The following is a 23034-nucleotide window of genomic DNA, read 5'->3' as shown; positions in this document are numbered from 1 at the left end:
TGTCTCCAGATTCAGGTAACGGTTAAGGCTCGAGGATAGATCACCATTGTGGCGTGCAACGACCTGCCTTGGCGTATCGCTGCAGTTTTTAGTGCCTGTCTGACAGGAAAAAATTCACGTCGTTGCGGTTTTCGTCACAGGGCCTGGGCGGGCGCAAGGGCTCTATCCCGGGCAAGCAGCGGACGAAAAAAAGCCCCACGCCGGGTCGGGGTGGGGCCTTCTGGTCATCGCGAAGCGCCCGCTGCTCGCGCAGCGGGCCTGGCAGCGATCTACAGTGCCATGTCGTTGGCGGCCTTTTCGGCGCGCGGGGCGCTGGCGGTGGCCTTGGCGTTCTCGGTGCCGGTGGCGACCGGCGGGGTGGCCAGTTGCAGGACTTCGGCGGTGTAGTTCCACTCCTGCTGCACGCGCGCCGGGTCGCTGTTCAGCTTGGTGCCGTAGCTGGGCACGATCTGGTGCAGCTTGGCTTGCCACTCCGGGGTCGCGACCTTGTCCTTGAACACCTTCTCCAGCACGCTCAGCATGATGGGCGCGGCGGTCGAGGCACCCGGGGAGGCGCCCAGCAGGCCGGCGATGCTGCCGTCCTTGGCCGCGACGATCTCGGTACCCAGCTTCAGGACGCCACCCTTGTCGGCGTCGCGCTTGATGATCTGCACGCGCTGACCGGCCTGCCACAGGCGCCAGTCTTCCTTCTTGGCGTTGGGGAAGTACTCGCGCAGGGCGGCCATGCGGTCGTCATCCGACAGCATCAGCTGGCCGGCGAGGTATTCCACCAGCGGGTATTCGGCCACGCCCACGCGGACCATCGGCCAGGCGTTGTGGGTGTTGGTGCTGGTCAGCAGGTCCAGGTAGGAACCCTGCTTGAGGAACTTGGTGGAGAAGGTGGCGAAGGGCCCGAACAGGATCACGCGCTTGCCGTCGAGCATGCGGGTGTCCAGGTGCGGCACCGACATCGGCGGTGCGCCCACCGAGGCCTTGCCATAGGCCTTGGCCAGGTGCTGCTGGGCGATCTCGGGATTGTCGGTGACCAGGAAGGAGCCGCCCACCGGGAAGCCGGCGTAGTCGTTGGCTTCGGGGATGCCCGACTTCTGCAGCAGGTGCAGGGCACCGCCACCGGCGCCTATGAAGACGAACTTGGCGTCGGTCTCGGTCTTCTTGCCGTCCTTGAGGTTCTTGTACTCCACGCGCCAGCTGCCATCGGCATTGCGGGTGATGTTCTCGACTTCGCTGGACAGGTTCAGCTTGAAGTTCGGCTTGGACTGCAGGTTGGCGGCGAACTGGCGGGTGATCTCGCCGAAGTTGACATCGGTGCCCAGCGGACTCCAGGTGGCGGCGATCTTCTGCTTGGGATCGCGGCCTTCCATCATCAGCGGAACCCACTGCTTGATCTGCGCGGGATCTTCGGAGAACTGCATGCCGGAGAACAGCGGGCTGGCCTTGAGCGCCTCGTAGCGCTTCTTCAGGAAGGCGATGTTCTCGTCACCCCAGACGAAGCTCATGTGCGGGGTGCTGTTGATGAAGCTCTTCGGGTCCTTGAGGACGCCGTTCTTGACCTGCCAGGACCAGAATTGACGGGAGATCTGGAAGGCTTCGTTGATCTCGATGGCCTTGGCGATGGTGACCTTGCCGTCCTTGTCTTCGGGCGTGTAGTTCAGCTCGGCCAGGGCGGAGTGGCCGGTACCGGCGTTGTTCCAGCCGTTGGAGCTCTCGTTGGCGACCTTGTCCAGGCGCTCGACCATTTCCATGGTCCAGTTCGGCTCCAGCTCGTTCAGCCAGATGCCCAGGGTGGAGCTCATGATGCCGCCGCCGATCAGCAGGACGTCGACCTTCTTGGTGTCTTCGGCCTGTGCGGTGCCCAGGGCGGAGGCGATGGCGACGCCGAGCAGCGCGCCAGTCATTTTCTTCAGCATGTGGTCTCTCGTTCGATAGAAGCTGGGTCTGCTTATCGAGTTTCGGTGCGGTGCGGCACCATGGCACATGGGTGGATGTGCAGTGGGCAAGGCAGAATGCAGCCGGAAACACGCAAGGGCAGGTTCTTTTCCCTCCACCGCCCCTCTCTCATGAGTCACCGGAGGAGTCGGAGCAAAAACGCAAGGCGCGGCCTTGGCAGCGGCTGACCGGAGACAGAGTTCTCGGGCGCGGCTGCGTGCGCGTGGCGTAATTGTTGCCGGACATTTTAAAGGGAAGGGGTGGGGCTGCCTAGCCCGTAATTCATTGGCTTTGCCTATTAGCCTTTAGTCTAATCCTTTGTGACGGCGGTCAAAGTCCCGCCCACTGCCGCTCCAAGCGAACCGGAGCGGTCTAGGCGTCTTTCCGTGAGCAGCCGACGGCACCGACGAAAGCGGCCGGAAAGCCGCCGGAGGGTCGTCGTTCAAGTGTGGGGAGGTCGGTCAGGCGAAGCGCCAGGCGAGAAAGCGACTCTGCTTCTGGCCCTGGGCCATGGCCACCACGCGACTTTCACTGACCTGTTCGCGGCGCAGCGTCGCCTGCAACGGCGGCAGATTGCTGGCCTTGGACACCAGGCAGGTGAACCAGCCGACCTGACCGGCGAAGGCGCGACTCTCGCGGATCATCCGCTCGACAAAGACGGCCTCGCCCCCGGGGCACCAGAGTTCAGCCGCCTGGCCGCCGAAATTGAGCAGGGGTACCTGCTTGCCGGTGGTCTTGCCCAGGTTCTTCCACTTGCGCTGGCTGCCGCGCACGGCGTCGTCGGGGCTGGCGTGGAAGGGCGGATTGCACAGGGTGGCGGCATAGCGCTCGCCGGGTTGCAGGATGCCGGCGAAGATCGCCTGGGGATCCGGCTGGCGGCGCAACTCGATGGCGGCGGCGCAATCCGGATTGGCCGCCAGGGTGCGCCCGAAGGCCTCCAGCGCTGCCGGGGCGATGTCGCTGCCAATGAAGTGCCAGCCATACTCCTTGAAGCCTATCAAGGGATAGACGCCATTGGCGCCCGTGCCCACATCCAGCAGCCGCGTCGTCGCACCCCGGGGAATCCGGCCGCCATTGCCCTCGGCCAGCAGGTCGGCCAGGTGGTGCAGGTAATCCGCCCGGCCGGGAATCGGTGGGCAGAGGAAGTCGGCAGGGATGTCCCAATCGCGCACGCCATGGTGCAGCGCCAGTAACGCGCGGTTGAGCGCGCGGACGGCTTGGGGATCGGTGAAGTCGATGGATAGATTGCCCCGCGGCGTCGGCGCTACGAACGGCCTGAGCGCCGGACTCGTGCGCATCAGCGCTGGAAAGTCGTAGCTGCCCTGGTGGCGATTGCGTGGATGCAGGGGCGTAGGGCGGCCAGGAAGGGGGCGACGGGGCGAGGTCATGAGGGCAGGCAGGGTGGAAAAGGGGCGGCGAGCCTAGCACAGCCGCCCTTTTCACTCACGCCGGCGTCGGGGCGTCCTCCGGCAGCACGCCGATCTCGCGCAGATTGCGCCAGAAGGCGGCGGGGATGGGCGCCCGCAGCAGTTCGGCGTTCTGCCGGGCCCGTTCCGCTGTGCTGCTGCCGGGAATGGTGGCGGCGACGGTGGGATGGGCCAGGCAGAACTGCAGGGCCGCGGCGCGGATGTCCACCCCGTGATCCTGGCAGACGCCCTCGATCAACTCGACCTTGCGGCGCAACGCCGGCTCGGCTTCGGCATAGTTGTAGTGCTTGCCGCCGGCGAGCAGGCCGGAGTTGTAGGGCCCACCCGCCACGATGCCTACGCCGCGGCGTTCGCATTCCGGGAAGAGCGTGTCCAGGGCTTCGCGATGATCCAGCAAGGAGTAGCGACCGGCCAGCAGGAAGGCGTCGGGGTCGCTCTGCTCCAGCGCCAGGCGGCAGGGTTCCACCAGGTTGACGCCCAGGCCCCAGCCCAGGATCAGGCCTTCCTCGCGCATCTCGGTGAGGGCCTTGGCCGCGCCCTGCATGGCCTGGGCGAAGTGGTCGCGCCAGGCCGGGCCGTGCTGGTCCTCGGACAGGTCGTGGATCCAGACCAGATCGAGGCGGTCGGTCCTGAGGCGTTCCAGACTGGCCTCGATGGAGCGGCGGGCGCCGTCAGCGGAATAGTCGAGCACCCGCTTGAAGGGCAGTTCGTTGACGAACGGCGGCGCGTTTTCCGGCTGGTCGGCCGGTTCCAGCAGGCGGCCGACCTTGCTGCAGAGGACGAAATCGTCGCGCGGCTTGTCGGCCAGGACCTCGGCGAAGCGCCGTTCGGACAGCCCGGCGCCATAGTGCGGCGAGGTGTCATAGAGGCGGATGCCGGCGTCCCAGGCGGCTTCGAGAGTCGCCCGGGCGTCGGCGTCGCCTACCTCGCGGAACATGTTGCCCAGCGGGGCGCCGCCAAAGCCGAGGGAGGGGATGTCGATACGCATGGGAAGTCTCCAGGGTGGTGCGTGTCTGCATCCCGACCGATGTCCCCAGGCTCCTGTTCCCTTAGTCCGCCGGACGTAGCAGGGCCACCTCGGCGCGGGTGAGCGGGCGATAGGCACCCTCGGCCAGGGCGGGATCCAGCGCCAGCTCGCCGATGCGGTCGCGATGCAGGGCAATGACCTCGATGCCGAAGCGGCCGAACATGCGCTTGACCTGGTGATAGCGGCCTTCGACCAGGGTCAGGAAGGCGTTGTGGTCGTCCAGCGGCTCCAGTCGTGCGGGTTGGGTGACCAGGTCTTCATAGGCGAAGTAGAGCCCCTCGGCGAAGGCGGCCACCAGCTGCAGCGGGATGACCTCGGCGGTGGTGACCCGGTAGCGCTTGGTCTGCTTGTGACGCGGATGACTGAGGCCGCGCGACCACTGGCCATCGTTGGTGAGCAGCAGCAGGCCGGTGGTGTTGAAGTCCAGCCGTCCGGCCAGGTGCAGATCGGTGCGCTGGTCCGGCGCGAGGCAGTCCAGCACCGTGGCATGACGGGCATCGACGGTGGCGCTCACGCAGCCGCGCGGCTTGTGCAGCATCAGGTAGCGACCGCCGGGACCGTCCTGCAGCAGGCGCTCGTCGGCCTCGATGCGATCGAAGGCGAACACCTCCTGCTCGGCCTGCAGGGTGGTGACGCCGTTGACCCTTACCCGGCCCTCGGCGAGCAGGCGCCGCGCCAGCTGCCGGCCCAGCTCGGGTCGGTTGCCCAGCCAGCGGTCCAGGCGCATCAGCGCGACTCGCCGGTGGCGCCCGCCGCGCAGGCCGGGCAGAGGCAGCGTCGATCGCGCTCTTGCGCGGGCAGGCGGTCCAGGACGGCGGGATCGATCGGCGTCTGCAGGCACCAGCAGTCGCGGATCTCGCCACCGGCCGCCAGGACGCAGCTGTTGGCCTGGCCGCACAGCGGGCAGCGGGTGGGATCGAAGGGGGTGGGCGATGCAGCCATGGTGATCTCGTCGGGCGAAGCGGGCGGCAGAGTACCGGAAATTGCGACCTGGATAACGTCCGCTACGCTGGGGGTCTGCGTACTGTCGCATCCGGGGTGCAAGCTGCATCCTAGCTCCGATCGTCGGACCACCCGAGGAACCCATGACAATAACTGCTCTGCGCACCCTGATCCGCACCCTCATTCCCGGCACCCTGCTGGTCAGCCAGCTGGCCCTGGCTACCGAAGCCGATATCGGCCAGACCCTGGCCCGGCAGGCCGGCATTCCCTGGCCGGCGGTGATCGCCCATCGCGGCGCCTCCTTCGACGCCCCCGAATCCACCGCGCCGGCCTATCTGGTAGCGCGGGAGCTGGGTGCCGACTACCTGGAGCTCGACCTGCAGCGCACCAAGGACGGCCAGCTCATCGCCCTGCACGACGACACCCTGGAACGGACCACCGACGTCGCCAAGCGCTTCCCCGACCGCGCCAAGGCCCCGGTCAGCCAGTTCACCCTGGCCGAACTCAAGTCGCTGGACGCCGGCAGCTGGTTCAACCAGGCCCATCCCGATCGCGCCCGGCCAAAGTTCGCCGGACTCCGGATCCTCACCCTCGACGAGGTCATCGACATCGCCGAAGGCGGTCGCAACAAGCCGGGTCTCTACATCGAGACCAAGCAACCCAAGCTGTTTCCCGGCATCGAGCGCGACCTCAAGGCCAAGCTGACCCAGCGTGGCTGGCTCGGCAAGCCCAAGCCGGGCGCCACCGGCGTCGCCGCCATGCCCGGGCGGGTGATCCTGCAGACCTTCGAGAAGAGCAGCCTGGAGCTGTTGCAGAAGGAGATGCCGAAGACGCCGAAGATCCTGCTGCTGTGGCTGGGCGACGACTACATCCCGGCCAAGCCCGGGCCGAGCTACGCCGAGTCGGGCGAGGCCAGCAAGGCGGCCTACTACGCCAAGCAGCAGGTGCGCTCCGAGGGCGATTTCACCGCCTGGATCGAGTGGGCCAAGGCCCATGGTGCCATCGGCATCGGCCCCTCGGCGGCGCTGGAGGAGGGTGGCGACCAGAGCTATGCGGACCTAGTGAAGCCCTGGATGAACGACGTCGCCCACGAGCGTGGCCTGCTGGTGCATGCCTACACGGTCGACTCGGCGGTGGACTATGCCCGCCTGGCGCCGCGTGGCGTGGATGGCTTCTTCAGCAACCGCAGTGCCGAATTGCTGAAATTCTATGAGCGTCCGGCCAAGCAGGAACCCGGTGCCCTGCTCAAGCAGCTGGGTTATTGAGTCCAGGCGGGGAGGCCTTGCAGTCTCCCCGTCGTCACGGGAGGCCCTCTCATGTCCCGCCATGCCTTCAACGGCGCCAAGCTGGCGCTGCTCTGCGCCGAGCAGATCCTGGTCTATCAGCGCGACGACAAACCCGACATTCCCTGGCCCGCTCTCTGGGACCTGCCCGGCGGCGGGCGCGAAGACGACGAGACGCCCGAGCGCTGCGCCCTGCGCGAGCTGGAGGAGGAATTCGGCCTGGTGCTGGACGAGGCGCGGCTGACCTGGGGGCGTTGCTATCCGCCGCGCCAGCCCGGCTATCTGCCCAGCTGGCTGTTCGCCGGGCAGTTGCATCCCGCCGAGATCGCCACCATCCGCTTCGGTGACGAAGGCCAGCACTGGCAGCTGATGAGCATCGCCGACTTTCTCGCCCATCCCCAGGGCGTGCCCCATCTGCAGGCGCGGCTGCGGGACTACCTGGGCGAGCAGGCGGAGAACGGACCGGCGTCTCTTAATCCCGGCTGAATGAACGCGCGATAACCGGGCGCGGCGCCTGGCCAGGGCTTAAGCTTTCTTCAGGTCCATCCGGGCCGTTCTGGAGATCTCCCCCATGCGCCATTTCCTCTTGGCGTCGCTCTGTGCTCTGACCTTCACCGGCTGCACCGTCTACGACACGTCCCCGCGCTATTACAGCCGTCCGGCACCCCCCGCGGCGGTCTTCTACGGCACGCCGGCCTATCCGCCGCCCGCGGTCATCGTGCGGCCCTATGGCTACGGCTACTACTATCGACCGGCACCGCCGCCACCGCCCCACTGGGGGCCGGGCCCCGGTTGGGGACCGCCGGGCTGGGGTCCGCGTCCGGGTTATGGTCCGCCCGGCTGGGGCCCGCGCTACGGTCCGCGCTGGTAGCGGGTTTGACAGGGGCAGCCGGCTTTTCTAGGGTGCTGCCCTTGTCTTGACCAGGAAGCCTCGAATCGTGGACGACGATCGCATCAAGCTCGACCCCCAATGGAAAGCCGCGCTGCGCGACGAATTCGAGCAGCCCTACATGCGTCAGCTGAGCGAATTCCTCAGGCGCGAGAAGGCGGCGGGCAAGGTCATCTATCCGCCCGGTCCGCTGATCTTCAATGCCCTCAATACCACCCCTCTGGATCAGGTCAGGGTGGTCATCCTCGGCCAGGATCCCTACCACGGTCCGGGCCAGGCCCATGGCCTGAGTTTCTCGGTGCAACCCGGGGTACCGGCGCCACCGTCGCTGCAGAACATCTTCAAGGAACTCAAGCGCGATCTGAACCTGCCGATTCCCAACCACGGCTATCTGCAGCACTGGGCGGAACAGGGCGTGTTGCTGCTCAACACCTCGCTGACGGTGGAGCAGGCCAACGCCGGCTCCCACGCCAAGGCTGGCTGGCAGCGATTCACCGATCGCATCATCGAGGTGGTCAGCGCCGAGCGGGAGAACCTGGTGTTCCTGCTCTGGGGCAGCCATGCCCAGAGCAAGCAGAATCTCATCGATCCCCAGAAGCACCTGATCCTCAAGTCGGCGCATCCCTCGCCGCTGTCGGCCCACCGCGGCTTCATCGGCAACGGCCATTTCGGCCGCACCAATGAATTCCTGCGCAACGCCGGCCTCACGCCCATCGACTGGGCACTGCCGCCGCTGGCTTAAAGGTGGCGCCGCCAGCAGGACCTCACGGTCAGGTCGCTACCGTCCGAGCCGGGCGCCGGTGGCACTGCAGGCACCAGCTCGTCCCGAGCAGGAGCAGGAGGATCGCCAGGGCTTCCAGGCGAGTCGGCCAGCGCCCGTTCCAGAGAAAGCCATAGGTCAGCGAGGCCAGGGTCTCGATGACGATGGCCTGCCCACTCAGGGTCAGGGGGAGCCGGCGGCTGGCCTGGTTCCAGCAGGCGCCGCCGATGATCGAGGCCAGCAGCGCCACGCCGGCGGCCACCAGCAGTGGCTGCAGCCAGTCCGCCGGTGCCCGCGACGCCAGCTCCTCGCCCAGCAACCAGGGCGCGGCCAGCAGGGCCTGGGCACCGGTCATGCCGCCCAGCAGCAGGCCCCAATCGTGGGCGCCGATCGGCGTCCTGGCCAGGAAGCGCGTGTTGACTACCGCGAACCAGCTCCAGGCCAGCAGGGCACCGCAGGCGCATAGCAGGCCCAGGGCGGGCCGCTCACCGACGGCGTTGGTGGTGGTCAGCGTCTCGTAGCTGATCAGGACCACGCCGAGCACTGCGCAGCAGAGCGATGGCCAGAGGCGAGCGAAACCCACGGCGCCCGCGTCACGCTGCCCGGCCAGGGCCACCAGCAGCGGGATCAGGCCGACGATCAGGGTGGTCGCCGCGATACCGGCCTGCTTCACGCCCACGCCGACCAGGGTGTAATAACCCAGGTTGCCGATCAGGCTGAGCCAGAACAGGCGCGTGCCGTCGGCCCAGATCAGTTGCGTGCGGAGTCGGCGCCAGCAGGGCAGCAGCAGCCCGAGAGACACCAGTCCGTAGCAGAGGAAGCGCAGCACGGCGAATTGGGCGCCGCTCAGATCAGGCACCAGCGCCGGCGCCAGAAAGATCACGCCCCAGCACAGGCCTGCCGCCAGCCCGTAGCCGATACCCACCGCCGATAGTTCTCGTTCCTGCATCGCGCCGTCTCCACCGATTCGTCACCAGTGTGGCGAGGGCGATGGCGACCGGTCTTGCGCGAGACTGCGGGGCTTTTTACCCGGACTGCTTACCCGGGCAGTCGCTGGCCGCGCCGCCAGGCGGCCGGGCTGATGCCCAGGCGGCGGGTCATGGCGCGGGTCAGGGCGGCCTGGTCGGAAAAGCCGACGCGCAGGGCGATGTCGGCGATGGGCAGGCGGCTGTCCCCCAGCCAGCGCTGCGCCTGGCGCAGCCGCAGATCGGTCAGCCAGGCCTGGGGCGTCTGGGCGAAACGTTGGTGGAACAGCAGGTGCAAGCGGGTCAGCCCCAGGCCCGCCAGGCGGGCCATGGCCGCATTGTTCCAGTCACCGGCGGGATGGGCCTCCACCTGGGCCAGCAGGCGGTCGAACGCCGAGCCGGCGGTAGCGGCGGTGAGCGACGCGAGCAGCAGGCGGGTGAGTGCGGGCGCGTGTTGGTCGAGGGTGTCAGGCGAGGTCAGCTCGGCGAAGGCGATCAGCTGGCGGGTCGCGGGTGGAATCGCCAGACCCGGCTGCCGTAGCGCTCGATCCAGGATCGGGGCAGGCAACCAGTCGGCCGCGCAGTCGATCACCAGAAAACGGCTGCCTGGCTCCGATTGCTGGGCATGACCACAGGCGGGCGCCACCAGGGCCGCGAGACCGGTATGCAGCCGCGTCCCGCTACGCCCGTCGAGCTCCAGCTCCATGCCGCCCTGGATGGGCAGCACCAGCTGCGCGAAGGCATGGGCATGGGGCTGGTGTTCGTCCTGATAGCGCTTGATGGCGAGGCGGGGAGTCAAGGCGCACCTCGTTGGGGAGCGGGAGGTCGAGAGTCTCGATCCTAGCACGCCACCCCTGGTCTTTCGGCCCTCAACGCACCGGCTGCAGCGGCAACTCCACTTCGCCACCACTGCTCAGGTCCACGGGCACCGGCTCCTGGGTCAGGTACAGCGGGCGACCGCCGAGCAGGATGCGGCCGCTGAGCAGGTAGCGCTCGCCGCTCTTGACCTTGGCCGGGGCGTAGTCGAGGCGGAAGGGCACCTGGCCGGGCTGCTTGACGAAGAGGGTGCGCTGGGCCAGGCGACCGGCAGGGGTGTCGCCGGCACTGGCGCTGTAGAGGCTGACGGTGAGCTTGGCGGTGGGTGGCACCGGCTCGCTGGCGGTAAAGGTGGCCTGGCCGCTGAGGCTGGTCATGCTCGGCTGGGCCGGCACGCCAGGGGTGGTGGTCTGCGGCTGCTCGGTGGGCGGCAGCGGCTGGCCGGCGGGCGGCGGTGGCGTCGCGGGACCGGGGCGCAGCCCGCTACAGGCGCTGAGCAGCAGCGAGGTGGCGAGCAGGGTGGCGATTCTTTTCATGGGTAGATCCTGGACTGAAATCGACTGCTGTGACCCATGGACGCCGGCTTAGTTGCCGGCGACTGCAGGGGATTGGGGCTCCGGCAGGTCGGGCGCGTCGGGTCGGTCCAGCGCCACCTGGCGGATCGACAGGCGGATCTCCGCCGGCAGCACCCGTTTGCCGGCGCCTTCGGCCAGTTCGCCCAGCAATTCGTGATGGCCCAGGGTGCCGTCGTCGGCCTTGCGCAGCACTCCCTCGGCCAGCAGCGTCTGGATGAAGTGGCGGAACAGCGACTTGTCGAAGAATTCCGGCGCATTGAGGCCATGCAGCACCGACAGCCGCTGCGCCATCACCGTGCAGAGTTCTTCCAGCTGCGGCGCGGTCAGGCTGTTCTGGCCGTGGTTGAGGATCAGCGCGGTGGTCATGTAGTAGCGCTGCAGGGTCTGCAGGATGGCCCGCGCCAGCAGGGTGAGGCGGACGAATTGCCGCGAGCTGGGCGCCGCGCGCACGAAGACGTCATCCTCGATGCGCAGCAGGCCCCGCTCGACCATGGCCTCCAGCCAGCCGTCCAGCACCAGGGGCAGTTCCTCGCGTTCCCAGTGGATGAACAGCTCGGCCTGCAGATAGGGATAGAGTGCCAGGGCGAATCTGTGGATCAGCTCGCGGGTCATGCGCCCGGTGTTCTGGAAGAAACTGGCGATCAGCGCCGGGATGGCGAAGAGGTGCAGGACGTTGTTGCGGTAGTAGGTCATCAGCACCGCGTTCTGCTCGTCCAGGTAGAGGATGCGCCCCAGGGCGTCCTGCTGCTCGGAGAGGAATCCCAGGGCACGCACCTCTTCGATGATCGCCTGGCCGTCGCCCTCGGGCAGGGTGACGCTGGTGGAGTAGGGCACCCGCTTCAGCAGATCCAGATAGAGGTCGATGGCGCGCACCAGGGCGCCTTCGTCAAGGGCCTGGCGATGGGTCGAGAGCAGTGCCAGGGCCACCAGGTTGACCGGGGTGACGGCTGCCGCGGCATTGATGCGGCGTACCACCCGCTCGCCCAGTTCGTGGGTGACCGAATTGAACCAGGCGGGCTTCAGGTCTTCGTCGAGGGGTTCGTCGCGCCAGCCCGGGCGGCGGGCATCGAGAAAGCCCTGCAGCGGGATGGGCTCGCCGAAGTTGACCCAGACCCGACCGAAGCGTTGGCGCAGGGCGCCAAAGACCTTGACCAGGTCGAAGATGGATTCCTTCTTCTTGGCCGCGCCGCGCAACTCGCCCAGGTAGGTGCGGCCTTCGAAGACCTTTTCGTAGCCGATGTACACGGGCACGAAGACGATCGGCCGCCGGGAGTCGCGCAGGAAGCTGCGCAGGGTCATGGCCAGCATGCCGGTGCGCGGCTGCAGGGTCCGTCCGGTCCGCGAGCGACCGCCCTCGACGAAGTACTCGGTGGAGAAGCCGCGGCTGAAGAGGCTGTGCAGGTATTCGTTGAACACCGCCGCATAGAGGGCGTTGCCCTTGAAGCTGCGCCTCATGAAGAAGGCGCCGCCGCGTCTGAGGATGTTGCCCACCACCGGCATGTCCAAGTTGATGCCGGCGGCGATGTGCGGCGGGGTCAGGCCATTCTGGAACAGCAGGTAGGAGAGCAGCAGGTAGTCGATGTGGCTGCGGTGGCAGGGCACGTAGACCACGGTATGACCGGGCGCCATCTCCTGGATCCGCTCGATGTGGCTGACCGTGACGCCGTCATAGATGCTGTTCCAGAACCAGCGCAGGCCGACGTCCAGGCAGCGCACCACCGGATAGGAGAAGTCCGAGGCGATCTCGCGCGCATAATGCGCCGCCTCGTCTTCGATGCGCCCGGGAGTGGCCTTGCGCTGGGCGATCTCGTGGGCGATGGTCGCCCGCACCTGGGGTGCGCGCAGCAGGCCGCGCAGCAGGGTGCGTCGGTGCGACAGGTCCGGGCCGATCACCGCCTGGCGCACGTTGCGGAAGTGGATGCGCAGCCGGCGCATCACCAGGCGCTCCAGGCGTTGCGGATCGGGACGCTGGCTGGCCAGCTCGCCCAGCGACAGCGGCTTGGAGAACTGCACCCGGGTCAGCCGGCCCAGCACCAGGATGCGTGCCAGCTTGCGCAGCCGGCCGGTCACCACCCAGTTGTCCGCCCAGAGCAGTTTCCAGGGACTGGTCTCGCGATCCGGCGACTGGCCCCAGAAGACGCTGACCGGCACCAGCTGGACGTCTTCCAGCTGCTGCTCGGTCACCGCGGCCACCACCCGGCGCAGGGTCGGAGGTACCGAGCGCCGGGCGGGGCGCCCGCGCCAGTTCGCCTTGCCGGTGGCGTTGAAGTAGGCCAGTGGCTCGGTCTTGCTACCTAGCACCAGCGGGCGTAGCGGTCGCGGCAGCCCGGCCTTGCGGCACTCCCGGTCGAGCACTGCCAGATCGCTCAGCGAGGCCTCGGGGAGGACGTAGAGCACCGGCTTGGCGGGATCGATGCGGCTGAGCAGGCTGGCCGCCTGGGTGGTCTCGGAGCGAACCCAGAGATAGAGCAGGCGCTTGAGCAGCGAGAAGGCCAGGAGGCGCAGCGGCGAACGGGTCATTGAGGGCTACCGGATTGACGGGGCGGCAGTGTGCCGGATGGCCTGGCGGGCGTAAAACCGCCCGTGTTGTTCTCTCTTCGACCTGGCAGTCGACGGCTTGTCCCCGCTGTCGAAAAAATGCCGCTTAAATCGTCGAAAACCCGGCGCTGACGCGGCTTCCAGCCATGCTGGCACTTTGCGTAAAGAACGTTGCTTTTGCCAGGAAAGCCATGCTTCATAAGGCGTCGGCAGCTTCTTGCTGGCCGTCGGATCAGGGCGCCAACCCGGCAACCGGTTCGATGCTTGATCTGTACCGATACGACAAGGCAACCCGATCGACCAGGTCGTGGCGATCGGGGATAGGAAATCCAGAAAGCTTCGGAGAGATGTGATGGGTGAGCAACGCGAAACCGGGACCGTCAAGTGGTTCAATGACGCCAAGGGATATGGATTCATTCAGCGCGAGGGCGGTGCCGACGTGTTCGTTCACTACCGCGCCATCCGCGGCGAAGGTCACCGCTCCCTGAGCGAGGGCCAGCAGGTGGAGTTTTCGGTGATCGAGGGCCAGAAGGGCCTGCAGGCCGAAGACGTCGCTCGGGTCTAGGTCCGCCGCGCGAGGAGCGCAAGGCTCCTCGCGCCTTCAGTTCACTCGGTGCGCCAGACGATCTCCTCGACACCCGCCTCCGTCACCTTCAGCCAGCGATCGGCGGCTTCTTCCTCTTCTTCCTCGCTCCAGCCACTCGGAGCGCAGCGCACCTGTACCTGCAGGGCGGCATAGGCATCGCGGGCGCAGGCCAGGTCATCCACCCAGGGCGACACATCGCTTTCCAGCAGCAGGCTGTGCCACTTGCCCACGGCCTTCGGCAGCCAGGTCACCGGAATGGACTCGCCGCCATAGCGCAGGGTGCATTTGAAGGTCTGGCCGCGCGCCTGCCAGACGCAGGGCATGGCGAATACCTGTTCGAGCCAGGCCGAGACGGCGTCCTGATCGACGTCCTTGAGGTAGATTTCGATATCGGGCTGGCGCATGGGGCTTAGGCTCCGGATTTGATGATCCAATCGTAACGTACTGCCACCCGCACCTCGAAGGGCTCGGCGAGGACCCGCTCGCGGCGCTCGGCGTTGACTCGCCAGCCGTGGGGGGTCATGGCCAGCAGGTCTTCGCGGGTCTGGCGCTCGGCCAGCGGCAGCACGAATTCGAGCCCCTCGCTGTGGGCCAGTTCCAGGCCCTCCGGCAGATCCTGCAGATGCTTGTCTTCGGCATAGTCGCGCACCTCGTCATAGAGTCGCTGGCGCAGCTCCAGCAGGTGGGCGCTGGCCGGACCCAGGCGCAGGATGCCGCCGCCGGGTGCCAGCACGCGCCGGGCTTCGTTCCAGTCGATGGGGCTGAAAACGCTGGCCAGCAGCTGGCAACTGGCGTCCGGCAGCGGCAGGCGCGCCATGCTCGCCACCAGCCAGGTCAGGGCCGGGGTGCGCCGGCAGGCGCGGCGCACCGCCTCGCGGGAGATGTCCAGGGCATAGCCGTCGACCGCGGGCAGGGCCTGGGCCAGGCGCGCGGTATAGAAGCCTTCGCCACAGCCCACGTCGATCCAGCGCCGGGGCGCGCGTTCGGCGGCCAGGAGCGCCAGGCGCTCGGCCAGGGGCGCATAGTGACCGGCATCGAGAAAGCGCCGGCGTGCCTCGACCATGGCGGCGTTGTCGCCCGGGTCCAGGCTCTTCTTGTGCTGCACCGGCAGGAGATTCAGGTAGCCCTGGCGGGCACGGTCGAATCTATGACCGGCGGCGCAACCGACGCCACCGGCGAGTTCGGCCAGCGGGGCCTGGCAGAGCGGACAGATCAGCTTCATGCCAGCAACCGTACCAGGGTGCCGTAGTACACCTCGGTCAGCAGATCCAGGTCGCTGGCCAGCACGTGCTCGTCCACCTGGTGGATGGTGGCGTTGACCGGACCCACTTCCACCACCTGGGCGCCCAGGGTGGCGATGAAGCGACCGTCCGAGGTGCCGCCGCTGGTGGAGGCTTCGGGGCGGTAGCCGGTAACGGCTTCCACGCTAGCGGCGACGGCGTCGAGCAGGTCACCCGGCTCGGTGAGGAAGGGCAGGCCGGACAGCGACCAGTCCAGGTGCCAGTCCAGGCCGTGGCGATCGAGGATGGCCTCGACCCGGGCCTGCAAGCCCTCCACGGTGGATTCGGTGGAAAAGCGAAAATTGAACAGCGCCTGTAGCTCGCCCGGCACCACATTGCCGGCGCCGGTGCCGGAATTGACGTTGGAAATCTGGAAGCTGGTGGGCGGGAAGAAGGCGTTGCCGGCGTCCCACTGCTCGGCGGCCAGATCTGCCAGGGCCTGGGCGGCCAGGTGGATGGGGTTGCGTGCCAGGTGCGGATAGGCCACGTGGCCCTGCTTGCCGCGCACGGTCAGGCGGCCGTTGAGCGAACCGCGACGCCCGTTCTTGACCACGTCACCCAGGAGGCGGGTGCTGGAGGGTTCGCCGACGATGCACCAGTCCAGGCGCTCGCCACGCTCGCGCAGGCGCTCGACCACGGCACGGGTGCCGTGCAGGGCCGGGCCTTCCTCGTCGCTGGTGATGAGGAAGGCGATGGCGCCGCGGTGGTTGGGATGGTCGGCGACGAAGCGCTCCACGGCGATGATCATGCTCGCCAGGCTGCCCTTCATGTCGGCGGCGCCGCGACCGCGCAGCATGCCGTCGGCATCCACGTGGGCATTGAAGGGCGCCTGCTGCCAGGCCTCCAGCGGACCGGTGGGCACCACGTCGGTGTGGCCGGCGAAGCACAGCACCGGACCCTCGCCGCCACGGCGTGCCCAGAAGTTGTCCACCTCTTCGATGCGCAGGGGTTCGAGGGCGAAGCCCAGGCGTTCCAGGCGCTGCATCATCAGGGCCTGGCAGCCTTCGTCCAGCGGCGTGACCGAAGCCCGGCCGATCAGGTCGCAGGCGAGTTCCAGGGTGGGGGTGAGGGCGGTGGTCATGGCGGGTCCCGGGAGGCGGCTAGGGTTCAGGGGGAGCGGTATGGTAAAGGAAAACCTATACTGTGGCTTTTGTGGAAAGCCTTCATGACGTTCGATGAACAACGCTTCGGCGGGATCGCCCGGCTCTATGGGCAGGAGGCCGTCGAGCGCCTGGCGACCAGCCACGTCGCCGTGGTCGGCATTGGCGGGGTGGGTTCCTGGGCCGCCGAGGCCCTGGCCCGCAGCGGCGTCGGCCGGATCAGCCTGTTCGATCTGGACGACGTCTGCGTCAGCAACACCAATCGCCAGGTGCATGCGCTGGAAGGGCAGGTGGGGCGGCCCAAGGTCACGGTGATGGCCGAGCGCATCCAGGCCATCAATCCGGCCTGCGCGGTCAAGGCGGTGGCGGACTTCGTCACCCGCGAGACCATGGCCGACTACATCACCGAAGACCTCGACCTGGTGCTGGACTGCATCGACAGCGTGGCCTCCAAGGCAGCGCTGATCGCCTGGTGCAAGAGGCGCAAGATCGCCATCGTCACCACCGGCGGTGCCGGTGGCCAGATCGATCCCACCCAGATCCAGGTGGTGGACCTCAATCGCACCTACAACGACCCCCTGGCCTCGCGGGTGCGCTCCCTGCTGCGTCGCGACTACGGCTTCTCGCGCAATCCCAGCCGCCACTACAGCGTGCCCTGCGTCTTTTCCACCGAGCAGCTGCGCTATCCCAAGCCGGACGGCAGCGTCTGCCAGCAGAAGAGTTTCGTCGGCGAAGGCGTCCGCCTGGACTGCGCCGGCGGCTTCGGCGCGGTGATGATGGTCACCGCCACCTTCGGCATGGTCGCCGCGGCCCGCGCCGTGGACAAGCTGATCCAGAAGCCGAAGAAGTAGCGCTTTTCGTCGGTTGGGTCGAGCGCAGCGAAGCCCAACGGTGACCCGTTCGAGCCGGCCATGTTTGGCGTGAATGCGCCCGCGGGCGCGTAGGGTGGACAACGGCGCAGCCTTGTCCACGCGGGAGGTGCCGGGGTGCCCGTGGAAAACGCTGTGCGGTTTTCCACGCTACGAGGTTTCGAGCGAGCCGGCCCTCACCCCAGCCCTCTCCCGGAGGGAGAGGGGGCGGTACTGGCACATCGGACGAACGACGGTACGTCTCTCTCTACATATCCTGCGGCGTTTCCCGGGCGGGGCGGTCGTCGGCGATGGCGGGGACGTGCAGGCCGGTCTTGGCCAGTTGCTGGCCTTCCATCTGCGGCTGGGTGGTCCAGGTGAGGATGTCGTAATAGCGGCGCACGTTCTGCACGAACTCCACCGTCTCGCCGCCGCGGGCGTAGCCGTAGCGGGTCTTGCTGTACCACTGCTTCTGCGCCAGGCGCGGCAGCATCTTCTTCACGTCCAGCCAGCGATCCGGGTCCAGGCCCTGGGACTCGGCCAGCCGGCGGGCGTCGAGGATATGGGCGATGCCGATGTTGTAGGTGGCCAGGGCGAACCAGGTGCGATCCGGTTCGTTGATGCTGTCAGGCAGCTCGTCGCGGATCTGGTCGAAATACTTGGCGCCGCCGGTGATGCTCTGCTCCGGATCCAGGCGATTGGCGACGCCCATGGCCTGGGCCGTGTTGTTGGTCAGCATCATCAGGCCGCGCACCCCGGTCTTGGAGGTGGCGTCCGGGGTCCACAGCGACTCCTGGTAGCCCATGGCGGCGAGCAGGCGCCAGTCCAGCTGATGCTTCTGCGCCACCTTGCGAAAGTGCTTCTCGTACTTGGGCAGGCGTTCCTGCAGGTGCTGGGCGAAGGTGTAGGCGCCCACATAGCCGAGCACGTCGACGTGCCCGTAGTAGCGTTCCTTGAGCTGCTGCAGGGTGCCGTCGCGGCGGACCTTGTCGAGGTAGGCGTTGACCGCGTCGAGCAGGCTGTTGTCCTCGCCGGGTTGCAGCGCCCAGGCCTGGCCCTGGTTGTCGCCGAGGTCGAAGGCCACCCGCACGTTGGGGAAATAGACCTGGTTCATGGCCAGTTCGTTGGAATCCACCAGGGTCAGGTCGATCTGGCCTTCGTCGACCATGCGCAACAGGTCGCTGACCTCCACCTGATCGGATTCGTCGAAGGTGAGTTCCGGCACCTGGGCCTGCAACGCCCTGAGCTGCTGCGCCTGGCTGCTGCCCTTGAGCACCAGGATGCGCTTGCCGACCAGATCCTTGGGCGTGCTGGGGCGGACGGTGCCGTTGCGGTAGATGACCTGGGGCACCACGTCCAGATAGCTGCGGGAGAATTTCAGATTCTGGCGATTGACCGAGGGCGTGAGGCCGGCGGCGGCGATCACCGGGCCGTCCGGCGCGGTCAGGCGATTGAAGAGGTCGTCGAGGTTGTCGGCGGTGCTGATTTCCAGGCGCACCTTGAGCGATTCGGCGAAGCCCTTGACCAGTTCGTATTCGAAGCCGGTCTCGCCGTTGCGGTCCTGGAAGTAGGTCGCCGGACTGTTGCGCGTCACCACGCGCAGCACACCCGCCTGCTGCACCTGCTCCAGCGTGGTCGACTTGGGCGGCGCAGGCACGTCGGCCTCCCCGCAGCTCATGAGCAAGGCGAGGAAGGGCAGGGTAAGCCAGGCGAATCGCTTGAAGGCTCTATTCAAATGGGCTAGCTCGGCCATACGGCATCAAAACGGCACTGGCGCCTTGCTGACGCGCCTCATCGGTCGGCCCCTCCGGGCACTCGTTATAGTCGGGACGCTCCGCGCCACCGGTCCGGCCAAAGGCTCTATCCTGAGCCCAATGTGGAGCCGCGTCCATGGGGCGCGGCAGGCCGTATCGGCGGGCAGTATACGCGAGAAGTGGCCAAGCGCCCATTTTATACATACAGGGTTGGTGGTAAGGCTGGATGAACCCTCGTCGCCGGAAGGTGTCCCCGGCGCGCCTTTAGGCTAGAATGCACGGCCCCAAAGTGACTTGGCCCCGAGGCTGTCCCCGATGCTGATCCTGCGCGGCGCTCCCGCTCTTTCTTCGTTCCGTCACGGCAAACTTCTCGACCAGCTGACTCGCCTGGTTCCCGGTGTCTCCGGGCTCTATGCCGAGTTCGTTCATTTCGCCGAAGTCGCCGGCACCCTGAGCGCGGAGGAAGAGGGCATCCTCGGCCGACTGCTGCAATACGGCCCCAGCGTCCCCCAGCAAGAACCCAGCGGCGCGCTGTTCCTCATCGTGCCTCGCCTGGGCACCATCTCGCCCTGGTCGAGCAAGGCCACCGACATCGCCCACAACTGTGGCCTGGCGCAGATCGAGCGCCTGGAGCGCGGCGTGGCCTACTACGTCGCCGGCGAGCTGGACGCCGCTGCCCAGGCGCAGCTGGCCGCGGCGCTGCATGACCGCATGACCCAGCGCGTACTGCCAACCCTGGACGCTGCCGCCGACATCTTCAGCCATGCCGCGCCCAGGCCGCTCACCGCGGTGGATGTGCTCGGCGGCGGTCACTCCGCCCTGGAGCAGGCCAACCTGGCACTGGGCCTGGCCCTGGCCGATGACGAGATCGACTACCTGGTCAAGAGCTTCACCGCCCTGGGGCGCAATCCCCATGACATCGAACTCATGATGTTCGCCCAGGCCAACTCCGAGCACTGCCGGCACAAGATCTTCAACGCCAGCTGGGACATCGACGGCGAGAGCCAGGAAAAGTCGCTGTTCGGCATGATCAAGAACACCTTTGAGCTGAACCGCACCGGCGTGCTGTCCGCCTACAAGGACAATGCCGCGGTCATGGAAGGCTTCACCGCCGGGCGCTTCTACCCCGACGCCGAGTCCCGCGAGTACGGGGCGCACAGCCAGCCCGTGCACATCCTGATGAAGGTGGAGACCCACAACCACCCGACCGCCATCGCCCCCTTCCCCGGCGCCTCCACCGGCTCCGGCGGCGAGATCCGCGACGAAGGCGCCACCGGTCGCGGCTCCAAGCCCAAGGCGGGCCTGACCGGCTTCACCGTCTCCAACCTGAACATCCCCGGTTTCGAGCAGCCCTGGGAGCAGCCCTACGGCAAGCCCGAGCGCATCGTCACCCCGCTGGACATCATGATCGAAGGCCCGCTGGGTGGCGCCGCCTTCAACAACGAATTCGGTCGCCCGGCCCTGGCCGGCTACTTCCGCACCTTCGAGCAGCAGGTCGAGACCCCCCGCGGTCCCGAGGTGCGCGGCTATCACAAGCCGATCATGCTCGCCGGCGGCCTGGGCAACATCCGTGCCGACCACGTACAGAAGGGCGACATCTCGGTGGGCGGCAAGCTCATCGTGCTGGGCGGCCCGGCCATGCTGATCGGCCTGGGCGGTGGCGCGGCCTCGTCCATGTCCACCGGCGCCAGCTCCGCCGACCTGGATTTCGCCTCGGTGCAGCGTGAGAACCCGGAAATGGAGCGCCGCTGCCAGGAGGTCATCGACCGCTGCTGGCAGCTGGGTGAGAACAACCCCATCACCTTCATCCACGACGTGGGTGCGGGCGGCCTGTCCAACGCCTTCCCCGAGCTGGTCAACGATGCCGGTCGCGGCGGTCGCTTCGAATTGCGCAACGTGCCCAACGACGAGCCGGGCATGAGTCCGCTGGAGATCTGGTGCAACGAGTCCCAGGAGCGCTATGTGCTCTCCGTGGACGCCGAAAACTTCGCAACCTTCAAGGCCATCTGCGAACGCGAGCGTTGCCCCTTCGCCGTGGTCGGCGAGGCCACCGAGGAGCGCCAGCTGACCGTGGCCGACAGCCACTTCGGCAACAACGCCGTGGACATGCCGCTGGACGTCCTGCTCGGCAAGCCGCCGCGCATGCACCGCAGCGCGACCCGGGAAGCCGAACTGGGCGACGCCTTCGATGGCGCCGGCCTGGACCTGACCGAGTCGGTGGAGCGCGTCCTGCGCCACCCTGCCGTGGCCAGCAAGAGTTTCCTGATCACCATCGGCGACCGCACCATCACCGGCCTGGTCGCCCGCGACCAGATGGTCGGCCCCTGGCAGGTGCCGGTGGCCGACTGCGCCGTGACCGCCACCAGCTTCGACGTCCACACCGGCGAAGCCATGGCCATGGGCGAGCGCACCCCGCTGGCGCTGCTCGATGCGCCCGCTTCCGGCCGCATGGCCATCGGCGAGACCATCACCAACCTGGCCGCCGCGCGCATCGAGAAACTCGGCGACATCAAGCTGTCCGCCAACTGGATGGCCGCTGCCGGCCACCCGGGCGAAGACGCGCGCCTCTATGAGACCGTCAAGGCGGTCGGCATGGAGCTGTGCCCGCAGCTGGGCATCACCATCCCGGTCGGCAAGGACTCCATGTCCATGAAGACCCGCTGGCAGGACGGTGGCGAAGACAAGAGCGTCACCGCGCCGCTGTCGCTGGTGATCACCGGCTTCGCCCCGGTCCAGGACATCCGACGCACCCTGACCCCCCAGCTGCGCCTGGACAAGGGCCAGACCGACCTGATCCTCATCGACCTGGGTCGCGGCCAGAATCGCCTGGGCGGCTCCATCCTCGCCCAGACCCACGGCAAGCTCGGCCAGCAGGCCCCCGACGTCGATGAAGCCGAAGACCTCAAGGCCTTCTTCGCCGTGATCCAGGGCCTCAACCAGGACGGCCTGCTGCTGGCCTACCACGACCGTTCCGACGGCGGCCTCATCACCACCCTGGTGGAAATGGCCTTCGCCGGTCACTGCGGCCTGGCCCTGCGCCTGGACGCCCTGGCCGCCGACCGTGACGAGCTGACTCGTGCGCTGTTCGCCGAAGAGCTGGGCGCCGTCATCCAGGTGCCCCAGGACTTCACCCACGAGGTGCTGGCCCAGTTCAGCGCGGCCGGTCTGGAAGACTGCGTGGCGGTGATCGGCAACCCGGTCAACGGCTACGAGATCAACATCCACTACCACGACGAGCACCTCTACCGGGCCGAGCGGCGCATGCTGCAGCGCGTCTGGAGCGAGACCAGCTTCCAGATCCAGCGTCTGCGCGACAACGCCGAGTGCGCCCAGCAGGAATTCGATGCCCTGCTGGAAGAGGATCATCCGGGGCTGTCGGCCAAGCTGGCCTATGACCCCAACGAAGACATCTGCGCCCCCTACATCAAGAAGGGCGTGCGGCCGCAGGTCGCCATCCTGCGCGAGCAGGGCGTCAACGGCCAGGTGGAGATGGGTGCAGCCTTCGATCGCGCCGGCTTCGCCGCCATCGACGTGCACATGAGCGACATCCTCTCCGGGCGCATCGACCTGGCGGACTTCAAGGGCGTGGTGGCCTGTGGCGGCTTCTCCTATGGCGACGTCCTCGGCGCCGGCGGTGGCTGGGCCAAGTCCATCCTGTTCAACGCCCGTGCCCGCGACGGCTTCCAGCAGTTCTTCGAGCGCACCGACACCTTTACCCTGGGCGTGTGCAACGGCTGCCAGATGGTCGCCAACCTGCGCGAGCTGGTGCCCGGCAGCGAATTCTGGCCGCGCTTCGTGCGCAACCGCTCCGAGCAGTTCGAGGCGCGGGTGGCCATGGTCCAGGTGCAGGATTCGCCCTCGCTGTTCCTCGCCGGCATGGCCGGGTCGCGGCTGCCCATCGCCATCGCCCACGGCGAAGGCTTCGCCGAGTACCCGAACCAGCAGGCGCTGGTCGCCGCTGATGTCTCCGGCACCGTGGCGCTGCGCTATGTCGATGGTCACAGCAAGGTCACCGAGACCTATCCGGCCAACCCCAACGGCTCGCCGCTGGGCATCACCGGTCTGTCCAGCCAGGACGGTCGCGTGCTGCTGATGATGCCGCACCCCGAGCGCTGCTTCCGGGCCGTGCAGAACTCCTGGATCCCTGCCGACTGGCAGGGCGAGGATGGCGGCTGGATGCGCCTGTTCCGCAATGCGCGGGTCTGGGTGGACTAGGTCCTCTGGCTTGTCCCTTTGACGAAACCCGCGCCCTGGCGCGGGTTTCGTCTTTCTGGGAAAGGCTTAAGCTGAAGGGGTCGTCCCCTGTCCCTGGAATTCT

Annotated in this window: 20 protein-coding genes; 7 read left to right on the top strand and 13 right to left on the bottom strand. The window is 67.5% G+C overall.

All coding sequences use genetic code 11. From position 1 onward, the window contains the following. Positions 1-269: 269 nt before the first annotated feature. From mqo to FHR73_RS12025, 5 genes are all read right to left on the bottom strand, one after another. The gene (gene mqo, locus FHR73_RS12045; RefSeq protein WP_183631379.1) at positions 270-1907 is read right to left on the bottom strand and encodes a malate dehydrogenase (quinone); all 1638 of its coding nucleotides are present in this window, start codon (positions 1905-1907) and stop codon (positions 270-272) included. Positions 1908-2387: 480 nt separating this feature from the next. Next, entirely contained in the window at positions 2388-3314 is a 927-nt protein-coding gene (rlmF, locus tag FHR73_RS12040; RefSeq protein WP_183631377.1) for a 23S rRNA (adenine(1618)-N(6))-methyltransferase RlmF, read from the bottom strand. 55 nt (positions 3315-3369) lie between these two features. Beyond that, entirely contained in the window at positions 3370-4341 is a 972-nt protein-coding gene (locus FHR73_RS12035; RefSeq protein ID WP_183631375.1) for an aldo/keto reductase, read from the bottom strand. Positions 4342-4402: 61 nt separating this feature from the next. Then, on the bottom strand, positions 4403-5107 hold the full coding sequence (locus tag FHR73_RS12030; protein ID WP_183631373.1) for a pseudouridine synthase: 705 nt from the start codon (positions 5105-5107) through the stop codon (positions 4403-4405). Beyond that, the gene (locus tag FHR73_RS12025; protein WP_183631371.1) at positions 5107-5322 is read right to left on the bottom strand and encodes a cysteine-rich CWC family protein; all 216 of its coding nucleotides are present in this window, start codon (positions 5320-5322) and stop codon (positions 5107-5109) included. The genes FHR73_RS12030 and FHR73_RS12025 overlap by 1 nt, the downstream gene beginning before the upstream one ends. Positions 5323-5465: 143 nt before the next feature. On the opposite strand from FHR73_RS12025, the gene FHR73_RS12020 reads away from it, so the two are divergent. The 4 genes from FHR73_RS12020 (at position 5466) to ung (ending at position 8236) form a co-directional block, all read left to right on the top strand. Continuing rightward, on the top strand, positions 5466-6587 hold the full coding sequence (locus FHR73_RS12020; protein WP_183631369.1) for a glycerophosphodiester phosphodiesterase: 1122 nt from the start codon (positions 5466-5468) through the stop codon (positions 6585-6587). 51 nt (positions 6588-6638) lie between these two features. Continuing rightward, positions 6639-7091, top strand: coding sequence for an NUDIX hydrolase (locus FHR73_RS12015; protein WP_183631367.1), 453 nt, complete (start codon positions 6639-6641; stop codon positions 7089-7091). An 85-nt stretch (positions 7092-7176) separates the two neighbouring features. Continuing rightward, positions 7177-7476: a hypothetical protein gene (locus FHR73_RS12010; protein ID WP_007163043.1), complete on the top strand. Its 300-nt coding sequence runs from the start codon at positions 7177-7179 to the stop codon at positions 7474-7476. Between the two features lie 64 nt (positions 7477-7540). Further along, the gene (ung, locus tag FHR73_RS12005; RefSeq protein ID WP_183631575.1) at positions 7541-8236 is read left to right on the top strand and encodes a uracil-DNA glycosylase; all 696 of its coding nucleotides are present in this window, start codon (positions 7541-7543) and stop codon (positions 8234-8236) included. Between the two features lie 28 nt (positions 8237-8264). Here the strand turns inward: ung and FHR73_RS12000 are convergent, their stop codons facing one another. The 4 genes from FHR73_RS12000 to plsB all read right to left on the bottom strand — a co-directional run bounded on the left by FHR73_RS12000 (position 8265) and on the right by plsB (position 13130). Next, positions 8265-9203: a DMT family transporter gene (locus tag FHR73_RS12000; RefSeq protein ID WP_183631365.1), complete on the bottom strand. Its 939-nt coding sequence runs from the start codon at positions 9201-9203 to the stop codon at positions 8265-8267. A gap of 89 nt (positions 9204-9292) precedes the next feature. Continuing rightward, positions 9293-10018 (bottom strand): AraC family transcriptional regulator, encoded by a 726-nt coding sequence (locus tag FHR73_RS11995; RefSeq protein WP_183631363.1) that lies wholly within the window; start codon positions 10016-10018, stop codon positions 9293-9295. 70 nt (positions 10019-10088) lie between these two features. Further along, on the bottom strand, positions 10089-10571 hold the full coding sequence (locus tag FHR73_RS11990; protein WP_183631361.1) for a YbaY family lipoprotein: 483 nt from the start codon (positions 10569-10571) through the stop codon (positions 10089-10091). Between the two features lie 48 nt (positions 10572-10619). Then, a complete protein-coding gene (gene plsB / locus FHR73_RS11985) occupies positions 10620-13130 on the bottom strand; it encodes a glycerol-3-phosphate 1-O-acyltransferase PlsB (RefSeq protein ID WP_183631359.1) in 2511 nt (836 codons plus the stop codon). 370 nt (positions 13131-13500) lie between these two features. Here plsB and FHR73_RS11980 point away from each other — a divergent pair, with 370 nt between their 5' ends. Further along, positions 13501-13713 carry a cold-shock protein gene (locus tag FHR73_RS11980; RefSeq protein ID WP_183631357.1) on the top strand — a complete coding sequence of 71 codons (213 nt, stop codon included), beginning with the start codon at positions 13501-13503 and terminating at the stop codon, positions 13711-13713. A gap of 41 nt (positions 13714-13754) precedes the next feature. On the opposite strand, the gene FHR73_RS11975 is transcribed toward FHR73_RS11980, so the two are convergent. The 3 genes from FHR73_RS11975 to dapE are packed head-to-tail and all read right to left on the bottom strand — an operon-like array spanning position 13755 to position 16095. Then, a complete protein-coding gene (locus tag FHR73_RS11975) occupies positions 13755-14138 on the bottom strand; it encodes a hypothetical protein (RefSeq protein ID WP_183631355.1) in 384 nt (127 codons plus the stop codon). A 5-nt stretch (positions 14139-14143) separates the two neighbouring features. Further along, on the bottom strand, positions 14144-14956 hold the full coding sequence (locus tag FHR73_RS11970; RefSeq protein ID WP_183631353.1) for a putative RNA methyltransferase: 813 nt from the start codon (positions 14954-14956) through the stop codon (positions 14144-14146). Further along, complete coding sequence (dapE, locus tag FHR73_RS11965) at positions 14953-16095, bottom strand: succinyl-diaminopimelate desuccinylase (protein ID WP_183631351.1); 1143 nt, start codon at positions 16093-16095, stop codon at positions 14953-14955. The genes FHR73_RS11970 and dapE overlap by 4 nt, the downstream gene beginning before the upstream one ends. 84 nt (positions 16096-16179) lie before the next feature. Between dapE and tcdA the strand changes: the two genes are divergently transcribed. Continuing rightward, a complete protein-coding gene (gene tcdA, locus FHR73_RS11960; RefSeq protein ID WP_183631350.1) occupies positions 16180-16965 on the top strand; it encodes a tRNA cyclic N6-threonylcarbamoyladenosine(37) synthase TcdA in 786 nt (261 codons plus the stop codon). 265 nt (positions 16966-17230) lie between these two features. Here tcdA and mltF read toward each other — a convergent pair whose 3' ends face one another. Beyond that, the gene (mltF, locus tag FHR73_RS11955; RefSeq protein WP_183631348.1) at positions 17231-18715 is read right to left on the bottom strand and encodes a membrane-bound lytic murein transglycosylase MltF; all 1485 of its coding nucleotides are present in this window, start codon (positions 18713-18715) and stop codon (positions 17231-17233) included. Positions 18716-19031: 316 nt separating this feature from the next. On the opposite strand from mltF, the gene purL reads away from it, so the two are divergent. Continuing rightward, complete coding sequence (gene purL, locus FHR73_RS11950; RefSeq protein WP_183631346.1) at positions 19032-22931, top strand: phosphoribosylformylglycinamidine synthase; 3900 nt, start codon at positions 19032-19034, stop codon at positions 22929-22931. Positions 22932-23034 lie beyond the last annotated feature (103 nt).

Origin of the sequence: Pseudomonas sp. AS2.8 (assembly GCF_014190935.1) — a bacterium.
Lineage (GTDB): Bacteria > Pseudomonadota > Gammaproteobacteria > Pseudomonadales > Pseudomonadaceae > Chryseomonas.
The sequence above is the reverse complement of the archived record's forward strand: the minus strand, read 5'-3'. Positions and strand labels throughout refer to the sequence as shown.